The sequence below is a fragment of the Sphaerisporangium sp. NPDC005288 genome (assembly GCF_040607475.1).
Classification (GTDB): Bacteria; Actinomycetota; Actinomycetes; order Streptosporangiales; family Streptosporangiaceae; genus Sphaerisporangium; species Sphaerisporangium rhizosphaerae.
This window is the reverse complement of record NZ_JBEXGT010000008.1, coordinates 179,065-201,092: the sequence shown is the minus strand read 5'-3', so window position 1 is coordinate 201,092 and position 22,028 is coordinate 179,065. Positions and strand designations below refer to the sequence as shown.

At 67.0% G+C, this 22,028-nt stretch carries 13 protein-coding genes and 1 pseudogene; 6 read left to right on the top strand and 8 right to left on the bottom strand.

Features of this window, described 5'->3' with window-relative positions; translation table 11 throughout:
• Positions 1 to 231: 231 nt before the first annotated feature.
• Genes ABZU32_RS10930 through ABZU32_RS10915 form a run of 4 tightly spaced genes read right to left on the bottom strand, consistent with a single transcriptional unit; the run spans position 232 to position 7,338 of the window.
• Positions 232 to 3,171, bottom strand: a complete 2,940-nt coding sequence (locus ABZU32_RS10930) for a type I restriction endonuclease subunit R (RefSeq protein WP_354920143.1) — start codon at positions 3,169 to 3,171, stop codon at positions 232 to 234.
• Positions 3,168 to 4,343: a restriction endonuclease subunit S gene (locus tag ABZU32_RS10925; protein ID WP_354920140.1), complete on the bottom strand. Its 1,176-nt coding sequence runs from the start codon at positions 4,341 to 4,343 to the stop codon at positions 3,168 to 3,170. Before ABZU32_RS10925 ends, ABZU32_RS10930 begins: the two co-directional genes overlap by 4 nt.
• The gene (locus tag ABZU32_RS10920) at positions 4,340 to 5,848 is read right to left on the bottom strand and encodes a class I SAM-dependent DNA methyltransferase (protein ID WP_354920137.1); all 1,509 of its coding nucleotides are present in this window, start codon (positions 5,846 to 5,848) and stop codon (positions 4,340 to 4,342) included. Before ABZU32_RS10920 ends, ABZU32_RS10925 begins: the two co-directional genes overlap by 4 nt.
• A complete protein-coding gene (locus ABZU32_RS10915; RefSeq protein WP_354920134.1) occupies positions 5,845 to 7,338 on the bottom strand; it encodes a class I SAM-dependent DNA methyltransferase in 1,494 nt (497 codons plus the stop codon). Before ABZU32_RS10915 ends, ABZU32_RS10920 begins: the two co-directional genes overlap by 4 nt.
• A 624-nt stretch (positions 7,339 to 7,962) precedes the next feature.
• Here ABZU32_RS10915 and ABZU32_RS10910 point away from each other — a divergent pair.
• Together ABZU32_RS10910 and ABZU32_RS10905 are read left to right on the top strand one after the other, a co-directional pair.
• Positions 7,963 to 9,187 (top strand): annotated as a pseudogene (locus tag ABZU32_RS10910) (IS110 family transposase).
• Between the two features lie 1,422 nt (positions 9,188 to 10,609).
• Positions 10,610 to 11,320, top strand: coding sequence for a hypothetical protein (locus ABZU32_RS10905; RefSeq protein WP_354920131.1), 711 nt, complete (start codon positions 10,610 to 10,612; stop codon positions 11,318 to 11,320).
• A 493-nt stretch (positions 11,321 to 11,813) separates the two neighbouring features.
• Here the strand turns inward: ABZU32_RS10905 and ABZU32_RS10900 are convergent, their stop codons facing one another.
• The gene (locus ABZU32_RS10900; RefSeq protein WP_354920128.1) at positions 11,814 to 14,834 is read right to left on the bottom strand and encodes a tetratricopeptide repeat protein; all 3,021 of its coding nucleotides are present in this window, start codon (positions 14,832 to 14,834) and stop codon (positions 11,814 to 11,816) included.
• A 105-nt stretch (positions 14,835 to 14,939) separates the two neighbouring features.
• Between ABZU32_RS10900 and ABZU32_RS10895 the strand changes: the two genes are divergently transcribed.
• The 3 genes from ABZU32_RS10895 (at position 14,940) to ABZU32_RS10885 (ending at position 17,060) form a co-directional block, all read left to right on the top strand.
• Positions 14,940 to 15,524, top strand: coding sequence for a hypothetical protein (locus ABZU32_RS10895; protein WP_354920125.1), 585 nt, complete (start codon positions 14,940 to 14,942; stop codon positions 15,522 to 15,524).
• Positions 15,521 to 16,075, top strand: a complete 555-nt coding sequence (locus ABZU32_RS10890) for a hypothetical protein (protein WP_354920122.1) — start codon at positions 15,521 to 15,523, stop codon at positions 16,073 to 16,075. Before ABZU32_RS10895 ends, ABZU32_RS10890 begins: the two co-directional genes overlap by 4 nt.
• A 250-nt stretch (positions 16,076 to 16,325) precedes the next feature.
• The gene (locus ABZU32_RS10885) at positions 16,326 to 17,060 is read left to right on the top strand and encodes a ricin-type beta-trefoil lectin domain protein (protein WP_354920119.1); all 735 of its coding nucleotides are present in this window, start codon (positions 16,326 to 16,328) and stop codon (positions 17,058 to 17,060) included.
• Positions 17,061 to 17,283: 223 nt separating this feature from the next.
• On the opposite strand, the gene ABZU32_RS10880 is transcribed toward ABZU32_RS10885, so the two are convergent.
• Both ABZU32_RS10880 and ABZU32_RS10875 read right to left on the bottom strand, forming a co-directional pair.
• The gene (locus ABZU32_RS10880; RefSeq protein ID WP_354920117.1) at positions 17,284 to 17,919 is read right to left on the bottom strand and encodes a glyoxalase; all 636 of its coding nucleotides are present in this window, start codon (positions 17,917 to 17,919) and stop codon (positions 17,284 to 17,286) included.
• A 179-nt stretch (positions 17,920 to 18,098) separates the two neighbouring features.
• Positions 18,099 to 18,455: a VOC family protein gene (locus ABZU32_RS10875; RefSeq protein WP_354920114.1), complete on the bottom strand. Its 357-nt coding sequence runs from the start codon at positions 18,453 to 18,455 to the stop codon at positions 18,099 to 18,101.
• A gap of 170 nt (positions 18,456 to 18,625) precedes the next feature.
• Here ABZU32_RS10875 and ABZU32_RS10870 point away from each other — a divergent pair, with 170 nt between their 5' ends.
• Positions 18,626 to 21,478, top strand: coding sequence for a LuxR C-terminal-related transcriptional regulator (locus ABZU32_RS10870; protein WP_354920111.1), 2,853 nt, complete (start codon positions 18,626 to 18,628; stop codon positions 21,476 to 21,478).
• Between the two features lie 235 nt (positions 21,479 to 21,713).
• Here the strand turns inward: ABZU32_RS10870 and ABZU32_RS10865 are convergent, their stop codons facing one another.
• A complete protein-coding gene (locus tag ABZU32_RS10865; RefSeq protein WP_354841364.1) occupies positions 21,714 to 21,851 on the bottom strand; it encodes a hypothetical protein in 138 nt (45 codons plus the stop codon).
• Positions 21,852 to 22,028: the final 177 nt, after the last annotated feature.

Sequence of the window (22,028 nt, the reverse complement as noted above, 5' to 3'; positions counted from 1 at the left end):
CGGCGTCGCACGACAGCGCAGCAGCATTGGCCCTCCTCGACCACGATCCTCCACACCCGTGTCCGTGGAGACAATCCAGCCGCAACGTGGATCTTGCTTCTGCCTATGTGGCATCAAGGATCGGCCCGGACAACGCCGGAGCCCCGTCTGTGTTCGGCAGCAGCGTCAGATCTAGGTGTCCTCACACGAAGCCTCAGAGAGGCCTTCCCTCCCAAGCAGGACAAGGAGCAGCTAGTAGTACTCCCGGATGTATCCCAGTGCCTTCCCGAAGACATCCTGGTCGCGGATCTTGAACTTGATGTAGAGCGCCTTGCGGAGCGCCTGTTGCACGAGGCGATCGCCTTCGTTGGTGCCCTGCCAGCCATCAAAACGGACGGTACGGACGACGGAGTCGACCTCGTCGACGACCTTCTCGACGATGATCGGAGTTTCCTCTCCCTTGACTGACTCGAAGAGGTCAGTCAAGGCGGCCTTGCCACGTTCCTCGCGGGGTACCTCAGCGGCGGCCTTCTCCGCTGCGACCGTGTCACGCGCTAGCGCGAAGAGCTCCTTGAGGAACTCCAGCGATGCCTGCTGAGAGCAGGCGTACTTCTCCCGCAGAGCGTTTAATCGCTGACCAAGCTCGATGAAAGCGGGGTTGCCGACGTGCTTGGAGATACGGGCGGTGATCCACTTCTCGACCTCGATGGGGTCGATGTCCTTGCGCTTGCCGGTCATCAGATCCTCGATGATCTGCGCATCGAGGATGATGGTTTCCAGGTCGGTGCGGGGTACTTCGACGGTGACGTGCTCGTTTATGAGCTCAAGGGTCTTAGCGCCTAGCGTGTGCCAGACCAGCCGGCCAGTGACGTCGGTGGGCTGAACAGACTGATAGACGTCGGTCAGCCAACGGTAATCCGACTCGTACTCGGACAGGATCGGGTCCGGAGAGAGGGTCTCCCACAGCTGGGCGACGATGCTGTACGCAGCTCCGAAGGCATCGCGAGACTCATCGGAGCCGATCGCGGTTTGTGCCTGAATCAGGCCCTCATAGCCACCGACCGTGCGGTCGACGCCCGGTAAGAACGCCAGAGCAGCCTCGATCGCTGGGCCGAGCTGCTCGCGGAGTACAGCGATGTTGGAGATGACCTGCTGGACGGACTTGTCGTCGAACTCGAAAGCTTTGGCGACGTCGTCGAAGATGCCGAGGTAGTCCACTATCAGGCCGTGGGTCTTCGCGGGCGGGTAGACCCGATTCGTGCGGCAAATCGCCTGGAGCAGGGTGTGCTCGCGCAGCGGCTTGTCGATGTACTGGGCGTACAGGATCGGAGCGTCGAAGCCGGTGAGGAGCTTCGCGGTCACGATGATGATCTTCAACGGGTCGGCCGGGTCGTTAAAACGGGCGGTGATCCGCTCCAGCTCATCCCGACCGGGCGTCCACTTCTTCCATGCTGGCTTGTCGCCGCGGCTGGTGGACATCACGATTGTGGACACGTCTGAGCCGAGGAGGCGGTCGAGTTCTTCCTTGTACGCCACGCAGGTGGCCTTGTCGTAGACCACGACCTGCGCCTTAAGGCCTTGTGGCTCGACCTTCGTTGTGAAGTGCTCGGTGATGTCGACGGCAATCTTGCGGACCCGGTGGGGGGCCTTGATCAGCGCCTCCAGGGACGCGGCCTTCTTCGACAGGGTGGTGCGGTCCTCCTCGGTTAGCCCGTGACGGGCGGCGAGCTCGTCGAAGGCCGCGTCGATCGACTCCTCGTCCAGGTGGATCTCCGACAGGCGCGGCTCGAAGTGCAGCGGCAGGGTGGCGCCGTCGCGGATGGAATCGGAGAAGGAGTAGCGCGAGAGATACCCCTGCTCGTCGGCCTCGGAGCCAAACCACATGAATGTGTTGCGGTCACGCTTGTTGATCGGCGTCCCAGTTAGCCCGAACAGGAACGCGTTAGGCAGCGCTTCTCGCATCTTGCGGCCGTAGTCCCCCTCCTGGGAGCGGTGAGCCTCGTCGACCAGCACGATGATGTTGTCGCGCGCGTCCAGCGCACCAGGTGCTTCGCCGAACTTGTGGATCGTGGTGATGATGATCTTTCGCGCCCCCGCAACTAGGAGCTGCTGTAACTCCCTGCGGGACTCGGTAGAGACCAGATTCGGTACGTCGGAGGCGTTGAACGTCGCGGTAATCTGGGTGTCCAGATCGATCCGGTCGACCACGATGATCACCGTGGGCGAGGTTAGCCCCGCCATCGCGCGCAGCTTCTGCGCCGTGAACACCATCAGCAGTGACTTCCCCGAGCCCTGAAAGTGCCAGATCAGGCCCTGCTTGATCCGCCCGTGCAGCACTCGCTCCACGATCAGATTGGTTGCCTGCACCTGCTGGAATCGCGCGATCACCTTGATCTTGCGGTGCTTCTTGTCGGTCGCAAACAGCGTGAAGAACCGCAGGAAGTCCAAGATCGTATCTGGATCCAGAGCGCACGCGACCGCCTCCTTGACCGCCGCGAGGCCTACCTTTACCGGCGTGTGGTCGTCACCGGACTCGTTCGCCCGCCACGGCCCCCACAGCTCCACCGGCATCCCGACCGACCCGTAGCGGAAGTCCTTGCCGTCGGTGGCAAAGTTGAGCACGTTCGGCACGAAGAACGCCGGCACGTTGACTTCATAGTCCTCCTTGACCTGCGCGGCCGCGTCGATCCAGGAGTACGCTGGCCGCACCGGCGACTTCGCCTCCCCTACGACCAACGGGAAGCCGTTGCACCAGATCACCAGGTCGAAGCGCCGCTCCAACCGTCCGAACCCGTAGGTCACCTCAGTGGAGACGATCCAGTGGTTCGCACTGTGCTCGCCGGGGTGATCGAAATCGATCAGTTTGACGGTCACATGCTCGCCGTCGGGCCCGAACGGCATCGATTTCTGCCCTGTGAGCCATGCCGCGAACTCCTCGTTCGCCACGACCGGATTCGGCGTGTTGCGCGCGGAAATCAGGATCGCGCGCAGCTGGTAGATCACCTCATCGGCCAGACGCGGGTCCGCATCGATGGTCGGGTTGAGGCGAATTAACGCCTCCCGCACCTGCTGCTCCAGCAGGATCTCATCTGTCCGCCGCGGCAGATGACTTCCTGGCACGAACCGCACGTCGTCGCTCTGCACCAGGTCCCGCACGTAGTCGCGTACCGTGTTCGCTTCATTAAAGGTCATTCGGTACCTCCCGACAGCTCAGCAAGCAAACTCGCCCGTAGACTGAGTAGCGTCTCGATCTCATTGCGAACGTGCTCGCGGGCTGCAGCGAAGGTCGCTCGATGCTCAAGCATCGACGCCTGAAGATCGACGGGTACTCTTGGTAGAGGGGTTTCAGCAAGCACCGAGAGATTGAGCGTCTTGCGGGCACTTTCGAAGGCTGCAGTCTCCAACGCTGCCGCTACTCGTTTGGAAGCAAGTACCCAAGAAAGGAACTCCGCGCTCATCAGTTCCGGGTCGGGACTGATGCGTGCAAGGGCGCGCGCGATGTTGCATCCCTCGAAGGCAGCGGTCACAAGCCACGTCCGTCCGATCGTCCCCACGATGGAAACCAGGACGTCACCAGCTGCGATCCTAGAACGCCGGTACTGCTGATCGATCTCACAAGTAATGCGCTTGAGTTGACTGAGCGTCGGTGATCCAGACTCTAAGTCCATGACACGTACCAGTCCAACGCCATCCTCGATGTTGACTCCTGGCTGGACGACGCCATAGCAGAGCGGCCTGTCGGCTCGTACCACATCCTGCAAGCGGAGGTCCCAGTCATACTTCGCAAGAACTTCATGCATCCAGATTGCTTCGGCCGCCGCTTCCGCGGAGGCCGACTTGACAGCCGCCAACCGGTGGCGCTCGATGGCCCAGAGAAGGTCGGCGAGGCGCTGCTGCTCGTCGAGGGGTGGGAGGTCGAACTCGTAGCGCTGCATCTGCCCCCAGAGCAGGCGAGGGTTCATCGAACCGGTGGCCTCGGCGGTCGCGTAGGCGATGAAGTGGTCGGAGGCGAGGACGAAGGGCAGGAACTCCTGCAGGAGCCCGTTCTCGGGAATGGCGTCGAGGACGTAGGTCTTGTCGGCGACGACGCCGGAGAAGTTCACGACGCCAGACTTGCGAAGATAGGGGCGTGCCGAGACGAAGAGGACCTGGCCGGGCTTGAAGAGGTAGGTGAAGGTCGAGCCCATCTGACCGTCGTCGACGGCGCCGAAGCGCTCGATGTTGAGACTGTCGCTATCGATGTGCCCACCACCGACGTAACGGTCGACATCGCCGTTCGCCGGGTCGGCCTGGGTACGGGAGCGGCGGATGACGTCGCCGAGTCGCACTCGCTTCCAGGTGGTCTTGTCTAGGTTGAGGCTCATCGGGCAACCTCCGCGCGCAGCAGACCTAGAACGTCCTCGATCGCGCCGTCCGCCCTTGCCGCAGCCTCGCGCCAACCTACGAGCGCCGCTGCGACCGAGTCAGTAGGTGTCGAGGCGCGACCTGCCGTGGCAGGTGTGACGTACTGCGGGATGGCCATGTTGCCATTGTTGGCGCGAATCTCGTCGAGGGTGGCGACTCGGGCGAAGCCCGGCACCTCGGCGAAGTTTTGGTACGCGTGCAGAATCCTCTGTTGATGCGTTTCGGAGAGGAAGGACTGGACGCCTGCTCGGTAGAACTCCTTCTTCGCGTCGATGAAGAGCACCTTGTGTTTGCGGTCAGCCAACTTTTGCTTCCGGAGCACCAAGACGATCGCTTCCATGCCCGAGTTGTAGAAGAGCCCGTGGGCCAAGCCGATCACCGCCTCGACGGCGTCGGAGTCGATCATGGCCTTGCGGACTGTCGCCTCTCCGATCCGGTTCAGGACCCCGTGAGGCAGCAGGATTGCGGCACGACCGGTCTTGGGATCCAGACTCGCCTCGATGTGCTGGATGAAGGCGTAGTCCGCAGCGTTTTGGGGCGGCACGCCCCACATGTTGCGGCCGTAGGGGTCCTTGGTGAAGGCGGTCCGGTTCCAGGTCTTGATGGAGTAGGGCGGGTTGGCCAGAACGACGTCGAAGGTCCGCAGCCGACCGTGGGCGTCGAGGAAAGCCGGCTTGGCGAGAGTGTCACCGTGAGTGATGTGGCCGTCGGCGATGCCGTGGAGGAAAAGGTTCATCTTCGCGATCGCCGAGGTGCCGTAGTTGAGCTCCTGACCGTACAGACGCAGGTTGCGCCACTCCTTAACCTGGCGCTTTAGCTCGGCGACGGTCGAGATGAGCATGCCGCCAGTGCCGCAGGTGGGATCGTAGACCGACTCCCCCGGCTCCGGCTGGAGCATCATCGTCATCAGGTGCACCAGAGTGCGGTTGGTATAAAACTCCTGGGCGGTGTGCCCGGAGTCGTCGGCGAACTTCTTAATCAGGTACTCATAGCCCTGCCCGAGTTCATCCTCGGGCAGGTTCGCCACCGACAGCGTCTTGGTCGAGAAGTGCTCGACCAAGTCCGAGAGGGTCGAGTCGGGGAGCAGGTCCTTGTTTGTCCACTCGCCGTCGCCGAAGACGCCGGTGAGGGTGTCGGGGTTAGCGGACTCGATGGCCCGCATCGCGGCCTTGAGTGCGGTGCCGACGTTGCTGGTGACCTTGCGCAGGTCGGCCCAGTGGGTGCCGTCCGGGATGGCGAAACGGTGGTTCTCCGGGAGGTCGGCCAACTCCTCGTCGCCGTACACCTCCAAGGCGGCGGCGTGTTCCTCGTCGTAGACATCGGAGAGGCGCTTGAGGAAGACCAGCGGGAATATGTACTGCTTGTAGTCGCCAGCGTCGATCAGCCCCCTCAGCAGCACTGCGGCACCCCACAGGTAGGACTCCAGTTCCCGCTGAGTGATCCGCTTCGGGCTCATCGTGCTCATACGCCCAGCCCCCACTTCGCCAGTTCGGCCTCCAGCGCTGCGCGAGTCTCGCGGGCCTTCGCGTGCGCGGTCTCCAGGTCGGCCAAGGCCTGCTCCAGGGGGATCTGCTCGCCAACCTCGGCCGGCTCGACGTACAGCGGGATGTTCAGGTTCCAGCCGTTGGCCTTGATGTCGTCCAGGGTCGCGACCGCGGCCAGGCCGGGCTGGTCGGCGTACTCCTGATACGCCTTCAGGAGGGTCTCGGCATGGTCCGGTTCGAGGGTGTTCTGGTTGCGGCCGCGCTTGAAGAGCAACTCTCCGTTGACGAAAAGCACCTTGTCCTGCTGCTCGGCAGGGCGCTGACGGCGCAGGATCAGCACGCAGGCGGCCAGGCCAGCGCCGTAGAACAGGTTGGGCGCCAGGCCGATGACGGCCTCCACGAAGCTGGCCTTGAGGACGTGCTCGCGGACGCGGCCCTCGGCGCCCTGACGGAACAGGGCGCCCTGAGGGAGGAGGACCGCGACCCTTCCTCCGGTGGGTGCAGCGGAGGTGAGCATGTGCTGGACCCAAGCCCAGTCGGCGTACCCCTTCGGCGGCACCGCGCCCAACTCATTGCGACCCCACGGATCGGACGCCCACTGCTCGTGGCCCCAGTTCTTCAACGAGAACGGGGGATTGGCGATCACGCAGTCGAACCTGGCCAGCCGACCGTGGTCAAAGTAGGCCGGATCGCGCAGCGTGTCACCGCGCTCGATGTGGAAGTCCTCCACGCCGTGCAGCAGCAGGTTCATGCGCGCGATCGCGGAAGTGGTCAGCACCTTCTCCTGGCCGTACAACTTCCCGAGCACGGTCTTCGGGTCACCGCCGCGGGCCTTGATGTGCTGGATGACTTCGATCAGCATTCCACCGGTGCCACAGGCCGGGTCGTACACCGTCTCGCCCTCCTGGGGGTCGAGGATGTTGACCAGCAGCGCGACCACCTCGCGCGGAGTGTAGTACTCGCCTGCCTTCTTGTTGGACTGGTCGGCGAACCGCTTGATCAGGTACTCGTATGCCTGCCCCAGCACATCGGGTGCGGCCTGGGAGATCGAAAGGGTCTTGGTCGAGAAGTGCTCGATCAGGTCAATCAGCTTGCTGTCCGGGAGCTTGTTCTTGTTGGTCCAGCTTGCGCCGCCAAAGATGCCGTACAGCGTGCCCTGGTTGGCCTGTTCGATTCCGCGGAACGCGGTCTTGAGCGCCGCACCGACGTTCTCGGTGCGCTCGCGCACGTCTTCCCAGTGGCATCCTTCAGGGATGATGAACCGGTGGTTCTCCTCGAACGCCGCAAACATGTGGTCTCCACCGGATTCGTCCAGCGCGCAGGCGTACTCCTCGTCGTACACATCGCTGATCCGCTTGAAGAACATCAACGGAAAGATATACGCCTTGAAGTCCGCTTGGTCGATGCTGCCCCGCAGCAGATCAGCCGCCCTCGCCAGATACGACTCCAACTCTCCTAGCGTCAGCGGCACCGGAAGCTCCTGTTCTCCAACACCGATCGCACTCGACCCCACTCGATCGCTGTCCGTTTCCATACTCGGCTTGTTCAGTATGCTCGGCTCGCCGTCCCGACGAGCACGTGTCGGAGCCTAGTGGGATCCGCCAAAGCTGTACCATACTTGTCAAACTTTCAACCTCACAGTCCAGTTCTCCGCAGTCCGCCAGCCTTGTGTACGTTGCTCCGCCCGGTTTGGTCCACCGCTGAGAATGAAGATCTGGCTGCCGCGGGGCTTCCGTTCCTCGGGCCTGGCGGCCCTGTGGTACGGGTCCGCTAATGGCCGCGTAGCGGGGATCGGTGGAGACCTTCGGATATGTCCGCGGGGCCATCGAGCCCTATGGCAAGAGCGGTGTTGCCGATCCTCGCTCGGACGGTGTTGGTCACGGCGAGGATGGTCGTGGTTCGAGCCGGCCGTCAGGACATCTCTGCAGGGTTGGAAGAACGCGCAGTTCTGTGGCAACCATCGACCGCCTGCGGTCCGCTGGGATCACGAACAGCTGCTGGGGTGTCGGACCGGTGAGTCCTTCCATTAGTGCGGCGCGTGCTCCCGTACGGCTGGGACCAGATCATCCAGGCAAAGGATGCGAGGTCGAAGGGGATGCAGGTCTTCTGCGGGATCGACTGGGCGGAGAACCACCATGACGTGGCACTGGTCGACGAGACCGGGGTACTGGTGGCCAAGCGGCGGATCAGCGACGATGCAGCCGGCTACCAGAGCCTGCTGGAGCTGCTGGCCGAGCACGAACGGGCCGCCGAGCAGCCGGCGCCGATCGCGATCGAGACCAGCCGAGGTCTGATCGTGGCCTGTCTGCGTGCCACCGGCAGGCAGGTGTACGCGATCAACCCGATGGCGGTCGCCCGCTACCGGGAACGGCACACCGTTACCCGGGCCAAGTCCGACCACGCCGACGCTCTGGTGCTGGCGAATATCCTACGCACCGACCGGCACGCCCACCGGGCCCTTCCGGCTGACTCCGAACTCGTCCAGGCCATCAGCGTCCTGGCCAGGGCTAGCCAGGACACCGTTTGGAACCGCCAGCAGGTGGCCAACCAGCTGCGGTCACTGCTGCGCGAGTACTTCCCCGGGGCGTCGACCGCCTTCCACGCCAAGCACATCGGGCTGAGCTGCATCGAAGCACGCACCATCCTGGCGGCGGCACCCACCCCCACCAAGGCCGCCGAACTCACCGTTCAGGAGCTGGAGCAGTTGCTGCGCAGGGCCGGGCGCCAGCGCAACATCACCCGCTGGGCACAGCGCCTCCACCAGATCTTCCAGGCCGAGCAGCTACACCACCCAGCCATCGTCGAAGCGGCCTTCGGGGACCAGGCCCGCGCCCTGCTGCTGCAGCTGGACGGGGTTTGCGCTGCCGCCGACCACCTCGCCCAGGCCACCGAGCAAGCCTTCCTGCAGCACCCCGACGCGCAGATCCTGACCAGCTTCCCCGGACTCGGCGTCACCACAGGCGCCCGTGTCCTGGCCGAGATCGGTGACGACCGCACCCGCTTCGCCGACGCCCGCGCCCTGCGCTCCTACGCAGGATCAGCCCCATTACCAGAGCCTCCGGCAAGAGCCTGCTGGTCATACACCGCAAGGTGAAGAACCAACGCCTTGCCGCGGCCGGATACGTCTGGAGATTCGCCGCCCTGACCAAGTCGCCGGCCGGCCGAGCCTCTACGACAAGCGGCGCGCCACCGGCGACCGCCACGCCTCCGCCCTGCGCAACCTCTTCAACCGCTACCTCAGTTGCCTGTTCCACTGCCTGACCACCCGCCAGCACTACGACGAGACCAAGGCCTTCCCCTCAACCCCCTTGCACGCCTAACCGGCTCGGGTGTCTTGCCACCGGATACCTGGTGTCCTCTCCCTCGGGCTGGGGATACACAAGGGATGATTCTCCTCGACACGGGCCGCCCGTAGGACGTTCGCCCAGCTCAGCCTGGTTTAGGAGCCACAGAAGCGCGCGCTCTCCTAATGCGGGTGTTACCGGTGTTGCGGGTGTACGTTGCCGAGTTGTGCTTGTGGGTTATCAAGGCGACGGCGCTTCGCGCCGCCGCACGGCCCGCCGCCCGCCCGCCGTCCGGGCATGCGGCGTGGGCGCCGGTCCCGAACGGCGGCGGGACTCAGGGCCGCCCGCCGTACGAAGCGCCCGCCGCACCATGCCTCGCCCGCCAGCCAGGAGCGCGCCGCCGCCGATTCGCACTAGCCCCTTCACGTCCAGACATGCAGTTCCACCGCGGGCTACGGATTCGAACCGTCATGGACATCGTCGCCGCGGGGGCATGGGGCGTTGGATGTGGTCGTGAGGGGCGGCTGCACGTTCCCTCATTGAACGGCTCTGATCCGCGTGTCTCTGCGACCCGTAACGACAGTGTGAGGTAAATCACATACTTCAGTTTCATGATCGAATATATGCTCACGCTGAGTATTCATGCAGGTCGCAGGATCGTGCTAGCTATCCAGATAGATAACTCACGCGGAATTCGCTGTTAGTGATCGTGCGTAACGCGGTGATAGCTCTACGTAGCGCCTCCTGCGTTATACCCATCGATCGGCATGGCAGGATGAGACTCGGACTTGAAGCGGCTTATTCGGGATCGCGTATGCGAACGGCCCCTCTGCGGGAACAGAGGAGCCGCTCTCATGTCCTCTGCACTACGCCTACGTAGATAGAGGTACCAGCATCATGTCATGCCATGGGTATGACCCCCAACCTCGAGGGGTCTACAACCTTCAGCCCCAGGGACTCTCCACACCTCAACCTCAAGGGTGCCCATACCCTCACCCCCAGGGACTCTCCACACCTCAACCTCAAGGGTGCCCATACCCTCACCCCCAGGCGGTTAGTACTGAGCCGCCGCAGCTGCAGCAACGATGGCTCCTCATCATTGCCGTCTCAATCGGGATCGGCATTGCCGCCGGCAATGTCGCTGCAGGGCTTGCTGCAGGAGCCGCAACGATGGCCGTAGTTCACGCAGTCGTGGACTAACCCTTTCCGGGGGCCGGGGGCGGTGTTCCTGACCTCGGCCCTCCTATAGGAAACTGTCCGACGACCAAGTTGCTGCTGACGGGTGGGTTGCGCGTCGCATTGCCGTAGCACAAGTCGAGCACACCAGGGCCACCGGTTGGTCGTACATCGGACGCGACGCTCCACTTGATCCGCGCCCCGGCCCCCTCCCCCCGAAAGGAGCGACGGCAACGGTCAGAAGGTAGGCGATGTCGGTGAGGTCGGGACTACTCTCGCATCATGACAGAGAGGGACATGACCGACTGCGCAAGGGCCACTGACAGCATTACCGTGCTCATGCGCAGCTACTTCTCCACCCACCACTTGTATGCTGCTCGCTACGCGGCGGAGAGCGCACAGTCGCTTGAGACTTCACTTGCAGGCCAATCGGTGTTCGACCTTCGTCACCGGACGCTCGTCATCAGCGCGATCTGCGAGTCCGCCTTCTTCCTCGAAGCGGCGATCAACGAGATCTTCCAAGACGCCAAGGATGAACATCATTCGTACATTGGCGGTCTTGATGGGTCCCTCCTATCGGCTATGGCCGCAGTGTGGGATGCGACGAACAACGGCTATCTTGAGGTCCTGAAGAAATACGATCTCGCGCTCCGCTTGGCCGGGCACGAGTCCTTCGACCCCGGCACGAAGATCCTTACAAATGCACGGCTTCTGGTACAGCTTCGGAATTACCTAGTCCATTACAGGCCAGAGTTCGTAGGCAATGACCTGACTCACCGGTTGGGGAAGTCGCTTGAGGCTAGCAACCGCTTCGCAGAGAATGAGCTGATGAAGGGAAGCGGCAACCCATGGTTCCCGGATCGCGCATTGGGCGCAGGTTGCGCAGATTGGGCTTGGCGTAGTGCACGAGCTCTGACGGACGAGTTTGCCCGCCGCATGCAACTCACCTTGAACTACCAGGCGGCAGATTACGGTGATCCACTGCCACAGTGATCAGTGGGTAAGTCACGTGCCTGGTGCGTGCCCGAAAACTTTGAACACGGAGCGCCTGCGACTTGCCGCAGGGCTATATCCCCATCGCACCTTCCAAGCTGGTGATCCCGACCAAGGCCAGTACCGCCCTGACGATCGCCTTGCGATGGTTGAGCACCACACGGGTTGGGGGCGATCGGAGGTCTGGGACTTCGTTCCTCAGCCCCAGCCCAACGAGTGACACGGCTCGGCATCATACGGGATATGCGTGGGATGACGGTGGTGACCGGCCGGCTGCCGGACGGTGTCGGCGCAGGTCGGAGGGGTGATGGGCCTCCTGGGTGGCGGTCGACTTCTAATCCGGTGGTCGGAGCCTCGTTGCCTGCTGGCAGGTGGGGGGCCGGGGCCGGGCTGCGACGGTGTGCTGGGCGATGATGTCGACGGCACCGTACCTGCGCCGCACCTGGGCACGGCGGTTGCGCGGTGAAGCTCTTCGACGTTTTGGTCCATCGCCTCACATGGGCTGCTGCCCTTCCCTCATCTTCAGCTCCTCTCGTAGCTGGGCCGCTTCGGGGAGCTCCATGTCGTCCATGAGCCGCAGAGCCTCTCCCCACTCCTTCGCCGGTAGGCCCTGGTCGGCTCGGAGGCGGGCCAGGCCGGCCAAGGCGCGGGCCTGTTGGAATCGGTCGCCCATGGCCTGCGTGAGCTCCAGGGCCTCCTGATGCCGGGCAGCCGCCTCCTTCGGATGTCCGAGGGCGCGCTGTACCTCGCCCAGACCGTTGAGTGCGCTGGCCTCGAATGTGTGGCTGCCGGACGCGCGGAACAGCTCCAGGGCGCGTCGATGGTGGTCGAGTGCGCGCTCGTGTTCTCCCCAGGCCAGGTGGATCTCGCCGAGACAGTCGAATGTCTCCGCCTCCATGTCACGGTCCTCGGCCTCGCGTAGCGCGGTGAGCACCTCCTGGTAGAGGTCGTAGGCCGCCTGGAGGTTGCCGGTCGCGGCATGCACCCGGCCGATGTTGACCATGGAGGTCAGCTCGGCGTAGACGTAGGAGATCGACCTGGCCAGCTCCCGGGAGGCTTCCAGGTGTTCCAGGGCTTCGCTGTACTCGCCGAGCCTGAACAGGGCGTTGCCGATGTCGCCGCGGGAGACCGCCACGCCCGCCCGGTCTCCGATCTCGGCGGTGATCTCCATCGCCCTCTCGTGCAGAGGGACGGCGAGCCGGTAGGCGCCGGTGCGCCAGTGGATCTCGCCGATGTGGTTGAGCACGTTGGCCTGGCCGGACAGGTGGCCGCTGCGCTCGAACAGGGCGGCCGCGCGCTCGAGATCCGTCAGCGCGGCTGCGTACTGCCCCCGGTGCACCTGGACCAACGCGATGTTGCCCAGCGCGCTCCCCTGGCTGCGTGGATCATCCAGGGTTTCCCAGAGCTCCACGGCACGGCGCAAGCCGTCGTGCGCCTCGTCCAGTTCTCCGTTGCGGATCAGCGCCACGCTGAGCGCGGTGAGCGCGGATGCTTCTCCCATCAGGTCCCCCGCGACGCGCGCGGCATCTGCCGCACTGCGGTAGAGACGCCGGGCCTCCTCCTGCTGCCCGGCCATGTCGAGGTGCCGCACCAGCATCCGGCCGAGGTCCCTGCCGAGCGCAGGTGAACGGGTGAGCGCCATGTCGGCGGCTGCCACCAGGTTGGAGCGCTCGGCCTCCATCCAAGCCTGCGCCTGCGCCTGGTCGGGGAACGGTTCGGCGTCGGGCCGGATGACGACCTCTCCCGGCAGGGCGAGACCGATGGCGGAGGACAGGCGGTCGAGGTAATGGTCGAGCAGCCGCGCCACGGCCTGGTCCTGTTCGCCGCCGCACTCGACGGAGTAGGCGCGCAGGAGATCGTGCATGCGCCAGCGGCCGGGCCGGTACGGCTCGATCAGCCGCGCCTCGGCGAGCGCTCCGAGCAGTTCGGCGGCCTCGCCGGTCGAGCAGCCTGTCAGTACCGCCGCGGCGCCGGGCTCGATGTCGGGACCCGGGTGCGCGCCCAGTCGCCGGAACATCGAGGCCACCGGCTCTGGCAGCGTGCGGTAGGACCAGGAGAACACGGCCCGCACGCTGCTGAGCGGATCGCCCGCCACCTCGAGCAGGTCCAGCCTGTTGCTCGCCGTTCGGAGCTCGGCCACCAGTTCGGGCAGGGGGCGGTCGCCACGCGCTGCCTTCTCGCCCGCGACGCACAGCGCCACCGGCAGGTGAGCGCACAGCCGCGCCAGCTCTCGTAACGACGCGGCGTCGCCGTACGGGACGAAGGTGCGCAGCAGTGACTCGGCCTCGGCCGGGGTGAGCGTACCGATGACGATGCGTTGTGCGCGCTCGCGGACGACCAGGCCATGGAGCGGCACGCGGCTGGTGATCACCGTGGCGCAGCCGTCCGCCGTCGGGAGCAGCGGCCTCACCTGCTGCTCGGAGCGGGCGTTGTCGAGGATGACGAGAATCCTGCGCTGGTCGAGCAGGGCGCGGAAGAGCGCCGAGCGGGCCTCGAGCCCGCCGGGGACGCGGGCCGGCGCGGTGCCGAGTGCGGCGAGGAAGTCGCCGAGCACGCGGGCCGGGTCAGCGGGGCCGGTCGGTGCGTGGCCGCCGAGATCGGCGTAGAGGCTGCCGTCGGGAAAACGCTCGCGCACTCGGTGCGCCCAGCGTACGGCGAGCGCCGACTTGCCGACGCCCGCCATGCCCTCGATCGCGGAGATCACCAGCGGCGTCCGGCTGCCCAGCACCCGGTTCATCGCCGCCAACTCCGTGGCGCGCCCGACGAATCCCGGCACGTCGTACGGCAGGCCGGCCGGAACGGGCGCGGCCTCCTGCCGGTCCAGGTCGCTGTCACCTTCGAGTATGCGCTGGTGGAGCAGGCGCAACCGCGGTCCTGGTTCGATACCGAGCTCGTCGGACAGACGCCGGCGGAAGGTCAGGTAGCAGTCCAGGGCCTGCGGTGTGTTCCCGGCGCGGAACAGCGCGGTCATCAGCACCGCCACGACGCGCTCCTCAAGCGGATGCTCGGCGAGCACGCCGTTCAGCCTGTCCACGGCGGCGGTGTGACGGCCACGGGCCGTCTCCTCCTCGGCGAGGCGGACCTGCGCCGACAGGTGGAGCGCGCTCAGATCGGCACGGACCTGATCCGCCCACTCGCTCTCGATGCCGGGTAGCGGCTTGCCCCGCCATGCCTCCAGCGCCGCGGCGGGGTCCGTGGCCTGTAAGCGCTTGAAGCGCAGCGCGTCGACGAGGGCGGGGTCGACGTCGATGAGGTAGCCGCCGCCGCGGCGCAGGAGGCGGACCCCGGAGGGTGCGAGGACCTTGCGCAACCGGGTGACGTAGCCGTAGAGCACGTTGAGCGCCGAGTCGGGCGGGTCGCCGCCCCACACGCGGGACACCAGTTCGGCGGTCATCACCGGCTCACGAGCGTCGATCAGCAGCGCGGCGAGAACACAGCGCTGCCGGCTGTGCCCGGTGTCGATCTCGCGGCCACCGTCCTCCAGTCCGACCCAGCCGAGCAGCCTGAACTCCACGCGTTCTCCCATTCAAGGATTGCTCAAGGTTTTTCGCCCGCCTCTCACTCATCGTCGTATCACCTCGCTCCGTAAGGGGGACCATGAAAACGACGAAGGACGAAGATGGTGGCGGCCGTCGTAGCGAGCGTGCTCCTGCCTGCCGTACCGGCGCCGACGACGGCGCAGGCGACGGCGACGGCGACGGCGGACTCGAGTTCGATCAGCCGGCTGTGGCTCGGCGTCGACCGCAGCTCTTTCGCCGGCCGCTGCGTCAATGGCCACGCGATGGACAGGACCGGACGGGGCGTGCCGTTCCGGTTCACGCTCTCGGTGGACGTGGGGCGGGCGCCGGTCTCACTACGCCGGCGGCTCTGCGCGGCCAGCCGCGCCCACCGGTGGCACCGGGTCGACTTCACGCTGGAAGGCGGCAGCCAGCGCTCGACGCCGCAGAGCGACCGGATCGTCTACCGGAGCCTCCGACTGATCAGCGCGGCCGTCCACTACGACGACGGCGTCCACTCCTCCGACCCGGTCGACGTCTCGGTTCGCTGCGCGTCCCGGCGCGACGATGCCGTCCTCAGCCCTGTCGGCGATTGGGGCCTGATGCGCCGATCGACTCGCTTGGACCTGTTTCGGCATGCGGTCGTACCGGAGTCCCGGTCGTACCACTTATCCACTTCTCTCTGGCAGACAAGGAGATCACCATGAAAGCACTCCGACTTCTCGCCGCCACAGCAGCCCTCGCGCTGCCCTTGGCGGCCGGGTTCGCCACGGTGCCGGCGAGCGCGACCGTCCGCACCCCGTTCGACCACTGCGACGGCGGGGACGCCCCCGACCGCGTTCTGCACGCCACTCTCGACGGGGAGGACGCGCGGGGGGTGAGCGTCGGCACGCTCGTCCCGGGCGACGTCTTCTCCGCGCGCACCGACGACTTCTCCATCCTGCGCATCAACTGGTGGGGCACCACGAAGGAGCCGGACGGCGACGAGGGCCATATCGCCGGTCCCGGCTGGCCGGCGCCGACGCTCGCACCGTACATGCTGATGGTGAAGGCGTTCTCGCAGGTCACGAAGCGGCCGATCCGGCTCGACGACGGGGAGCTCAGCACGACCGCGTGGCGGCCTGTCGGATCCAACAGCCCTTGCTACACCTACCGGGGCTCGTCGAGTGGTCGCCTCCGATTCCAGGTCAACGACCCCAAGCGGGACGACAACGGCGGCCAGGAGAACATCACCGTCCTCGTCTTCCGCCGCCCCTGACCCATGCCGGCTCGGCATTCCAGGACCTTCAACGGCGTAGCGTCAGAGGTTTTCGGGATGCCCATTCCTATGCCCGCTTCCCGCCATACCGAATTCCCTTACGTTCGGGTGCCACTCGGAAGGCCGCGGGGCACCCGATGCGTCTACCACCTACATTCCGACAACACTTGCGTCTACCACGAAAGGGGAAGGGATGATGTGGAAAAGGCGTCTTCTGCGAGTTGTAGTGGCTGTTGCCGCTCTTCTCACGGTGACCGGGCCCATCTCTCCTGCTCATGCGGCGACGATCTCGCCCAAAGCGATCTACAGCGTGAGCGGCGGCCGATGCCTGGATGTGAGCTCCTACGCCAACGGGACGCCCGTTATCCTGTGGGACTGTCACGGCCGGGAGAGCCAGCAATTCCGTCGCGCGACCGATGGCACGATCAGGTCCATCGCCGGCAACCGGTGCCTCGACGTCAGCAGCTACGCCGCAGGCACGCCGGCCGTCCTGTGGGATTGCCACGGCCGGGCCAGCCAACGCTGGGAGTGGTGGGATGGCGTGCTCCGCAGCACCGCCGGTGCCCGCTGTCTCGATGTGCGTAGCTACGCCGCGGGAACTCAATTGATTCTCGTGGACTGCCTGGGGCAGCCCAGCCAGCAGTTCAGTTGGAACTTCCGTCATGTCGCCGGAGACAAGTGCTGGGACGTGTCCTCCTATGCGGACTACACGCCGGTCATCCTGTGGGATTGCGCCGGCCAGCCGAGCCAGCGGTTCCGGTGGGACCTTGGCGGCGCCATCCGCAATGTCGCCAGTGGAAAGTGTCTCGGAGACGACGGTCACCTTTTCCTCATCTCATGCAACTTCGCGTCCGCATTTCGCTATTTCAGCAGCGAAACCGTCAGCTCGAGCGGAGCGTGTGTGGACGTGAGCAGCTACGCCAACGGAACACCCGTCATATCGGCCCCCTGCACCGGAGGGCCGAGCCAGCGCATCAACTGGTAGCCGGCCGACCTCCTCTTCCGCGATATCAGAAGCACCCGACCGCAGCGCGCCCTCACCGACGAAGCCACTCACGCGGCTCGCATCGTCCCGGCGAGGGCGCGCTCCGTCGTGCGAACACGGCAGGCATGTACACGCGATCTTCTATCCCGTACATACGAATACTCGAGTGGCTGGGCGGGAACCGCTGGGTCCTCTACGCCTGACACCGGCGAAGAGTGGGTGGTCACTGAACGATGTGGGTCCGGTCGCCTGATCGTGCGTGCCAGGTGAAGCCGTCGGGGTCGGTGAAGGGGCCGGCGGCGCCGGCGAGCACGATGCCGTGGGATCCCGTGCCCTCCTGGGGGACGCCGGTGTCCTTGGCGAGGGCGCGGCGCGGGTAGAGCGCCAGCGTGACGGCCGACGTCGGGGTGTCGAACTCCACATACTTGCCGCCGAAGCTCCTGGCCACGGCCAGGCCGCGCTCGACGTAGAACCGCTTGCTCGCCTTGACGTCCGCCACGCCGAGCAGGAGCGCGACCTGGTCGATGTGCCGGGTCGCGGGGCCGGTGTCCTTCTTCGCCGAGGACGCGATCTTGCAGATCGTCCCGTCCGGCGCGCGCACGACGCCACCGTAGCCCCAGAAGCTCTTCGTGGCCGGCTTCAGCGTCGTGGCGCCGGCGTCGAGGGCGGCGGCGATGAGGGCGTCGACGTTACCCGGCTGGGAGGTCACGAGGGACAGCGCGAACCCGCGGAACCCCGTCGTCGTCACGTCGGAGGCAGCGCGTACGTCCACGTAGGGGCCCAGGCCAACGGCCTGGTAGAAGGCGTCCGCGGTCGTGGGGTCGGAGACTTCCAGGGTGACGGATTCGAAGGAGGTCATGGCAGGTCCTTTGCTCGAGATGGATCGATCGTGCGGCCGGCGGCCACAGAAAGCGCGGCGGTCGGTCCCGCGGCCAGCGGCCACAGGAAGGCGGGAAAGTTGGTCCTGCAGCCGTCGGCCACAGGAAGCGACACTGTCGCTCGTGCGGCCGGCAGCCACGGAAAGGCGGCAGGCCGTGCTTACTGGTCCTGCAGCAGGCCGAGGACGTTGCCGTCCAGGTCGGTGACGGTGGCCACCAGGCGGCCGCCGCCGACGTCGTGCGCGGCCTCCTTCACGGTGGCCCCGGCGGCGGTCAGCTCGGCCAGCTTCGCTTCGATGTCCGGTACGTGCCAGTAGGCCACCGGCGAGGTCATGCCCTGAGGGCCGCCGCCCGGCACCAGTCCGATGTGCTGGCCCCCGGCCTCGAAGCCGACGTAGTAGGGCGAGTCGGCCTGCGGCGGGATGCCGAGCAGCGCGGCATACACCGCCTTGGCCCTGGCCAGGTCGGACACGGGGTGCAGCACGGTCTTGATCGCCGGGGTGGAAGATCCGGTCATGGTCGACTCCTGAGGTCGTCGTAGATCACGCTGTTCGCGTGGGTTCGCGTTGTTCGCGTGGTCACAGCCTCTCTCGCGGCCCCGCCGGCTCACATCCGTGGTGGCCACGGAATCGCACCACGGATCGACGCCACGGATATGACACGGAGGGAATGCGGCAGACTGGGACAGTGGTGGCGGAAGTGGAGATCTCGCCTCGGGAGTCCGAGGTGCTGGAGCTCGTCGGGGCCCATCTGACCAACGCCGAGATCGCGGCCCGGCTCTGCATCTCGGTGCGTACCGTGGAGAGCCACGTCTCCTCGCTGCTGCGCAAGCTGGAGGCGCCGGATCGGCGGGCGCTCGCCCGGCGCGCACCCGGGCCGGTGGGCGTCGAGCCGTTAGGCGGCGGACCGATGGGCGCCGGACCGATGAGCGGCCGGCCGGTAGGCGCCGGACCGTCGCGGCCGGCGCCGGTGCTGCCCGCCCCGCTGACCTCGTTCATCGGACGCGTGCGCGAGCGCGCCGAGCTCATCGAGCTGGTCACGGCGTGCCGCCAGGTGACCGCCGTCGGTCCCGGCGGAGTGGGCAAGACAAGGCTCGCGTCGGCGGTGGCCGCCGAGGCGGCCGGCGCGTACTCCGACGGGGTGTGGTTCGTCGACCTGGTCCCGGTCACCGACGCGGGCATGATCGCGACCGCGGTCGCCGGAGCGCTCGGCCTCGGCGAGCAGCCCGGCCGCGACATGACCGCGTCCGTGGTCGCCGCGCTGGCCGACCGGCACGCGCTGCTGGTCCTGGACAACTGCGAGCAGGTCGTGGACGGCGTCGCGCTGTTCCTCGAGGGGCTGCTGGCGGCGTGCCCCCGGGTGACGGTGCTGGCGACCAGCCGGACCCGGCTGATGGTCCCGTTCGAACGGGTGTATCCCGTCCCGCCGCTGTCGCTGCCCGCTGACGGCGAGTCGGACGCGGTCGCGTTGTTCCTGGAGCGGGCGGCGGCGGCCGGCCGCCCGCTGGGTCCCTCCCTGCGCGGCCAGATCGCCGCGATCTGCGAGCGGCTGGACGGGATGGCGCTGGCGATCGAGCTGGCCGCCGCCCGCTGTCCCACCCTCGGACTGGACGGCATCACCGCCGCCCTGTCCCACCCGCTGCGGATGCTCACCGGGGGCTCCCGCGCCGATGAACGGCACCGATCGGTACGAGCGGCGCTGGACTGGAGCCATGCCCTGCTGGAGCCGGCCGACCGGGCGCTGCTGCGCCGGGTATCGGTGTTCGTGGCGCCGTTCACCGCCGCCGCGGCCGCGGAGGTGGCGGACGGGCAGGAAGGCATCGTCGCCGACGGACTGGCCCGGCTCGCCGAGCAGAGCCTGCTGGCGGTGACCGCGTCTCCGGGCGGGACGGAGTACCGCGCGCTGGAGACCATCCGCCAGTACGGCACCGAGCGGCTCGACGAGGCCGGCGAACTGGCCGACGCCCGGTCCCGGCACCTTCGCTGGTGCCTGGCCAGGGCCGCCGCCCTGGCGGTGACCGGGCAGGACTGGCGGGCCCGGTTCGACCTGGTCGCCGACGACCTCCGCGCGGCCCTGGCATGGGCGGCCGACCGGACGGAGCAGCGCGCGGACGCCTATGAGCTCGCCCGGTACCTGGCGGAGCTGACCTTCACCCGTAACCTGACCGGTGAGTCCCAGCGGCGCTACGAGCAGGCGGCCGCGCTCGCGACCGACCCCGCCGCCGGCGCTTCGATGCTCCGGCAGGCTGCGGCGGTGGCCGGCTGCCGGACGATCGGCGATGACATGTACCGCCTGCGCCGCGCAGCCGCCGACGCCGCCCGCGCGGCAGGCGACACCGCCGGCGCCGCCGCCGACCTGGCGAGCGCCGCCACCATCGCGTTCCGGTTCTCGACCATGTTCGTCCGGCTTCCGTCGCACGCGGAGGCGCTCGCGCTGCTCACCGAGGCGCGGGAGTCGGCCGGCGACGATCCGGCCGCGCGGGCCGCGGTGGCGCTGGCCGAGGCCGCGGTGCTCACCGACGCGTTCGGCGCCGCTCAAGGCCCGCCCGGCAACGCCGTACCGGAGACGATCGCGCGTGCCGAGCACGCGGTCGAGCTCGCCCGCCGGACCGGCGACCCGCTCGCCGAGTCGGCCGCACTCGACGCGCTCACCGGCGCGCAGAGCTGGGCCGGCGACACCTTCGCCACCGCGGCCACGGCCCGGCGCCGCATCACGCTCCTGTCATCCCTGCCGATCTCTCCAGCCGGCACCCACGAGCTGATCGACGCGCTTGCGATCGCCACCGAGGCCGCCCTCGGCGCGGGCAACGTGCCGCCCGCCCGCCGCTGGGCACGCCAACTCGCCGACCATCCGTCGCTGGCGGAGGTCGGTCACCGCGCCACGTGCCGGCTGCTGATGGTGGACGCGCTCGCGGGCGACGTCGAGGAGGTGCTCACCGGGAGCGTCCGGTTCCTCGACGCGTGGCGGCGGGCCGGCAGCCCCTCGCGGACGCTCCTCCGTCCGGCGGTGGCCGCTGTCGCGATGATCCACGGCCTGCGCGACGACGGGGACGCGCGGCGCGAATGGCTGGACGTCCTGGACGCACTCGACACCCCGCCCGAGCACACCTACGGATACGGGGCGGTCTTCGACGCGATACTCCTGCTGCACCGCGGGCAGGCGGCGGAGGCGCTGGAACGGACGGCCCCCGAGCCCAGGCAGGTGTGGAAGTGGGTCACCTGGATCTGGCACCACTGGTACGTCGCCCTGCGCACCGAGGCCGCCGTACTCGCCGGCAGCCCCGACGCCCGCGACCGCGTAGCCGAGGCCCGGACCGTCGTGGCCGGCAACCTGGTCGCCGAAGCCCTGGTGGAACGGGCCCAGGCGCTGCTCGACCATGACCAGGGACGGTTGCTCGCCACCGTGGACGCCTTCGACACCGCCGGCTGCCGCTACCAGTCCGCCCGAACCCTCCTCCTCGCCGGCGCCCCCCGCGGCGCCACCGCCCTGTCCGCCCTCGGCCTCTCCCCCTGGTCCTGTGACGCCTCGGCCGCTACCTGACCTCAGGTCCCCGACCAGGCGGCCGCATGGGGCCGGGCGCCAAGCCGGCTGAGAGGGAGGCGGTGGCGAAGACCTTCTGTGCGGGGGCGATGGCCGGCGGTCTCCGGACGCGCGATCACGGCGGCCATCTCGGTCAAGACCTATATCCGAGTCAAGACCTTCAGGGACGACCGCGTCCCTGTCGTGGTGTGACCGAGCGGAACACGGCACAGCCCCGCGGAACCGATGGAAGGGTTCAGAGCTTGACGAGCTTGGCGTAGGGAGCGTTGATGCGATACGTCTTCGCCCCGAAGTTGACGATAACGGCGACATCGTCATCGACGCCGACGACCCGGCCGAGGCCGTGTCTGTCGTGGCTCACGAGGTCCTGCACGACGAAACACTCAAGAGGAGGCGTAGGGGGCACAGGAACGTTGAAGGGACTTCCAGGCAGGACTCGCCGGACCGCGGCTAGGTTGCGTCTCATTTGTGCCAGTATGCGGCCTGCGGTGGCATGAATCGAGCTCAGCGCTCCACCCGAGACCGTACTGCAGCACCGCCACGTGAACCA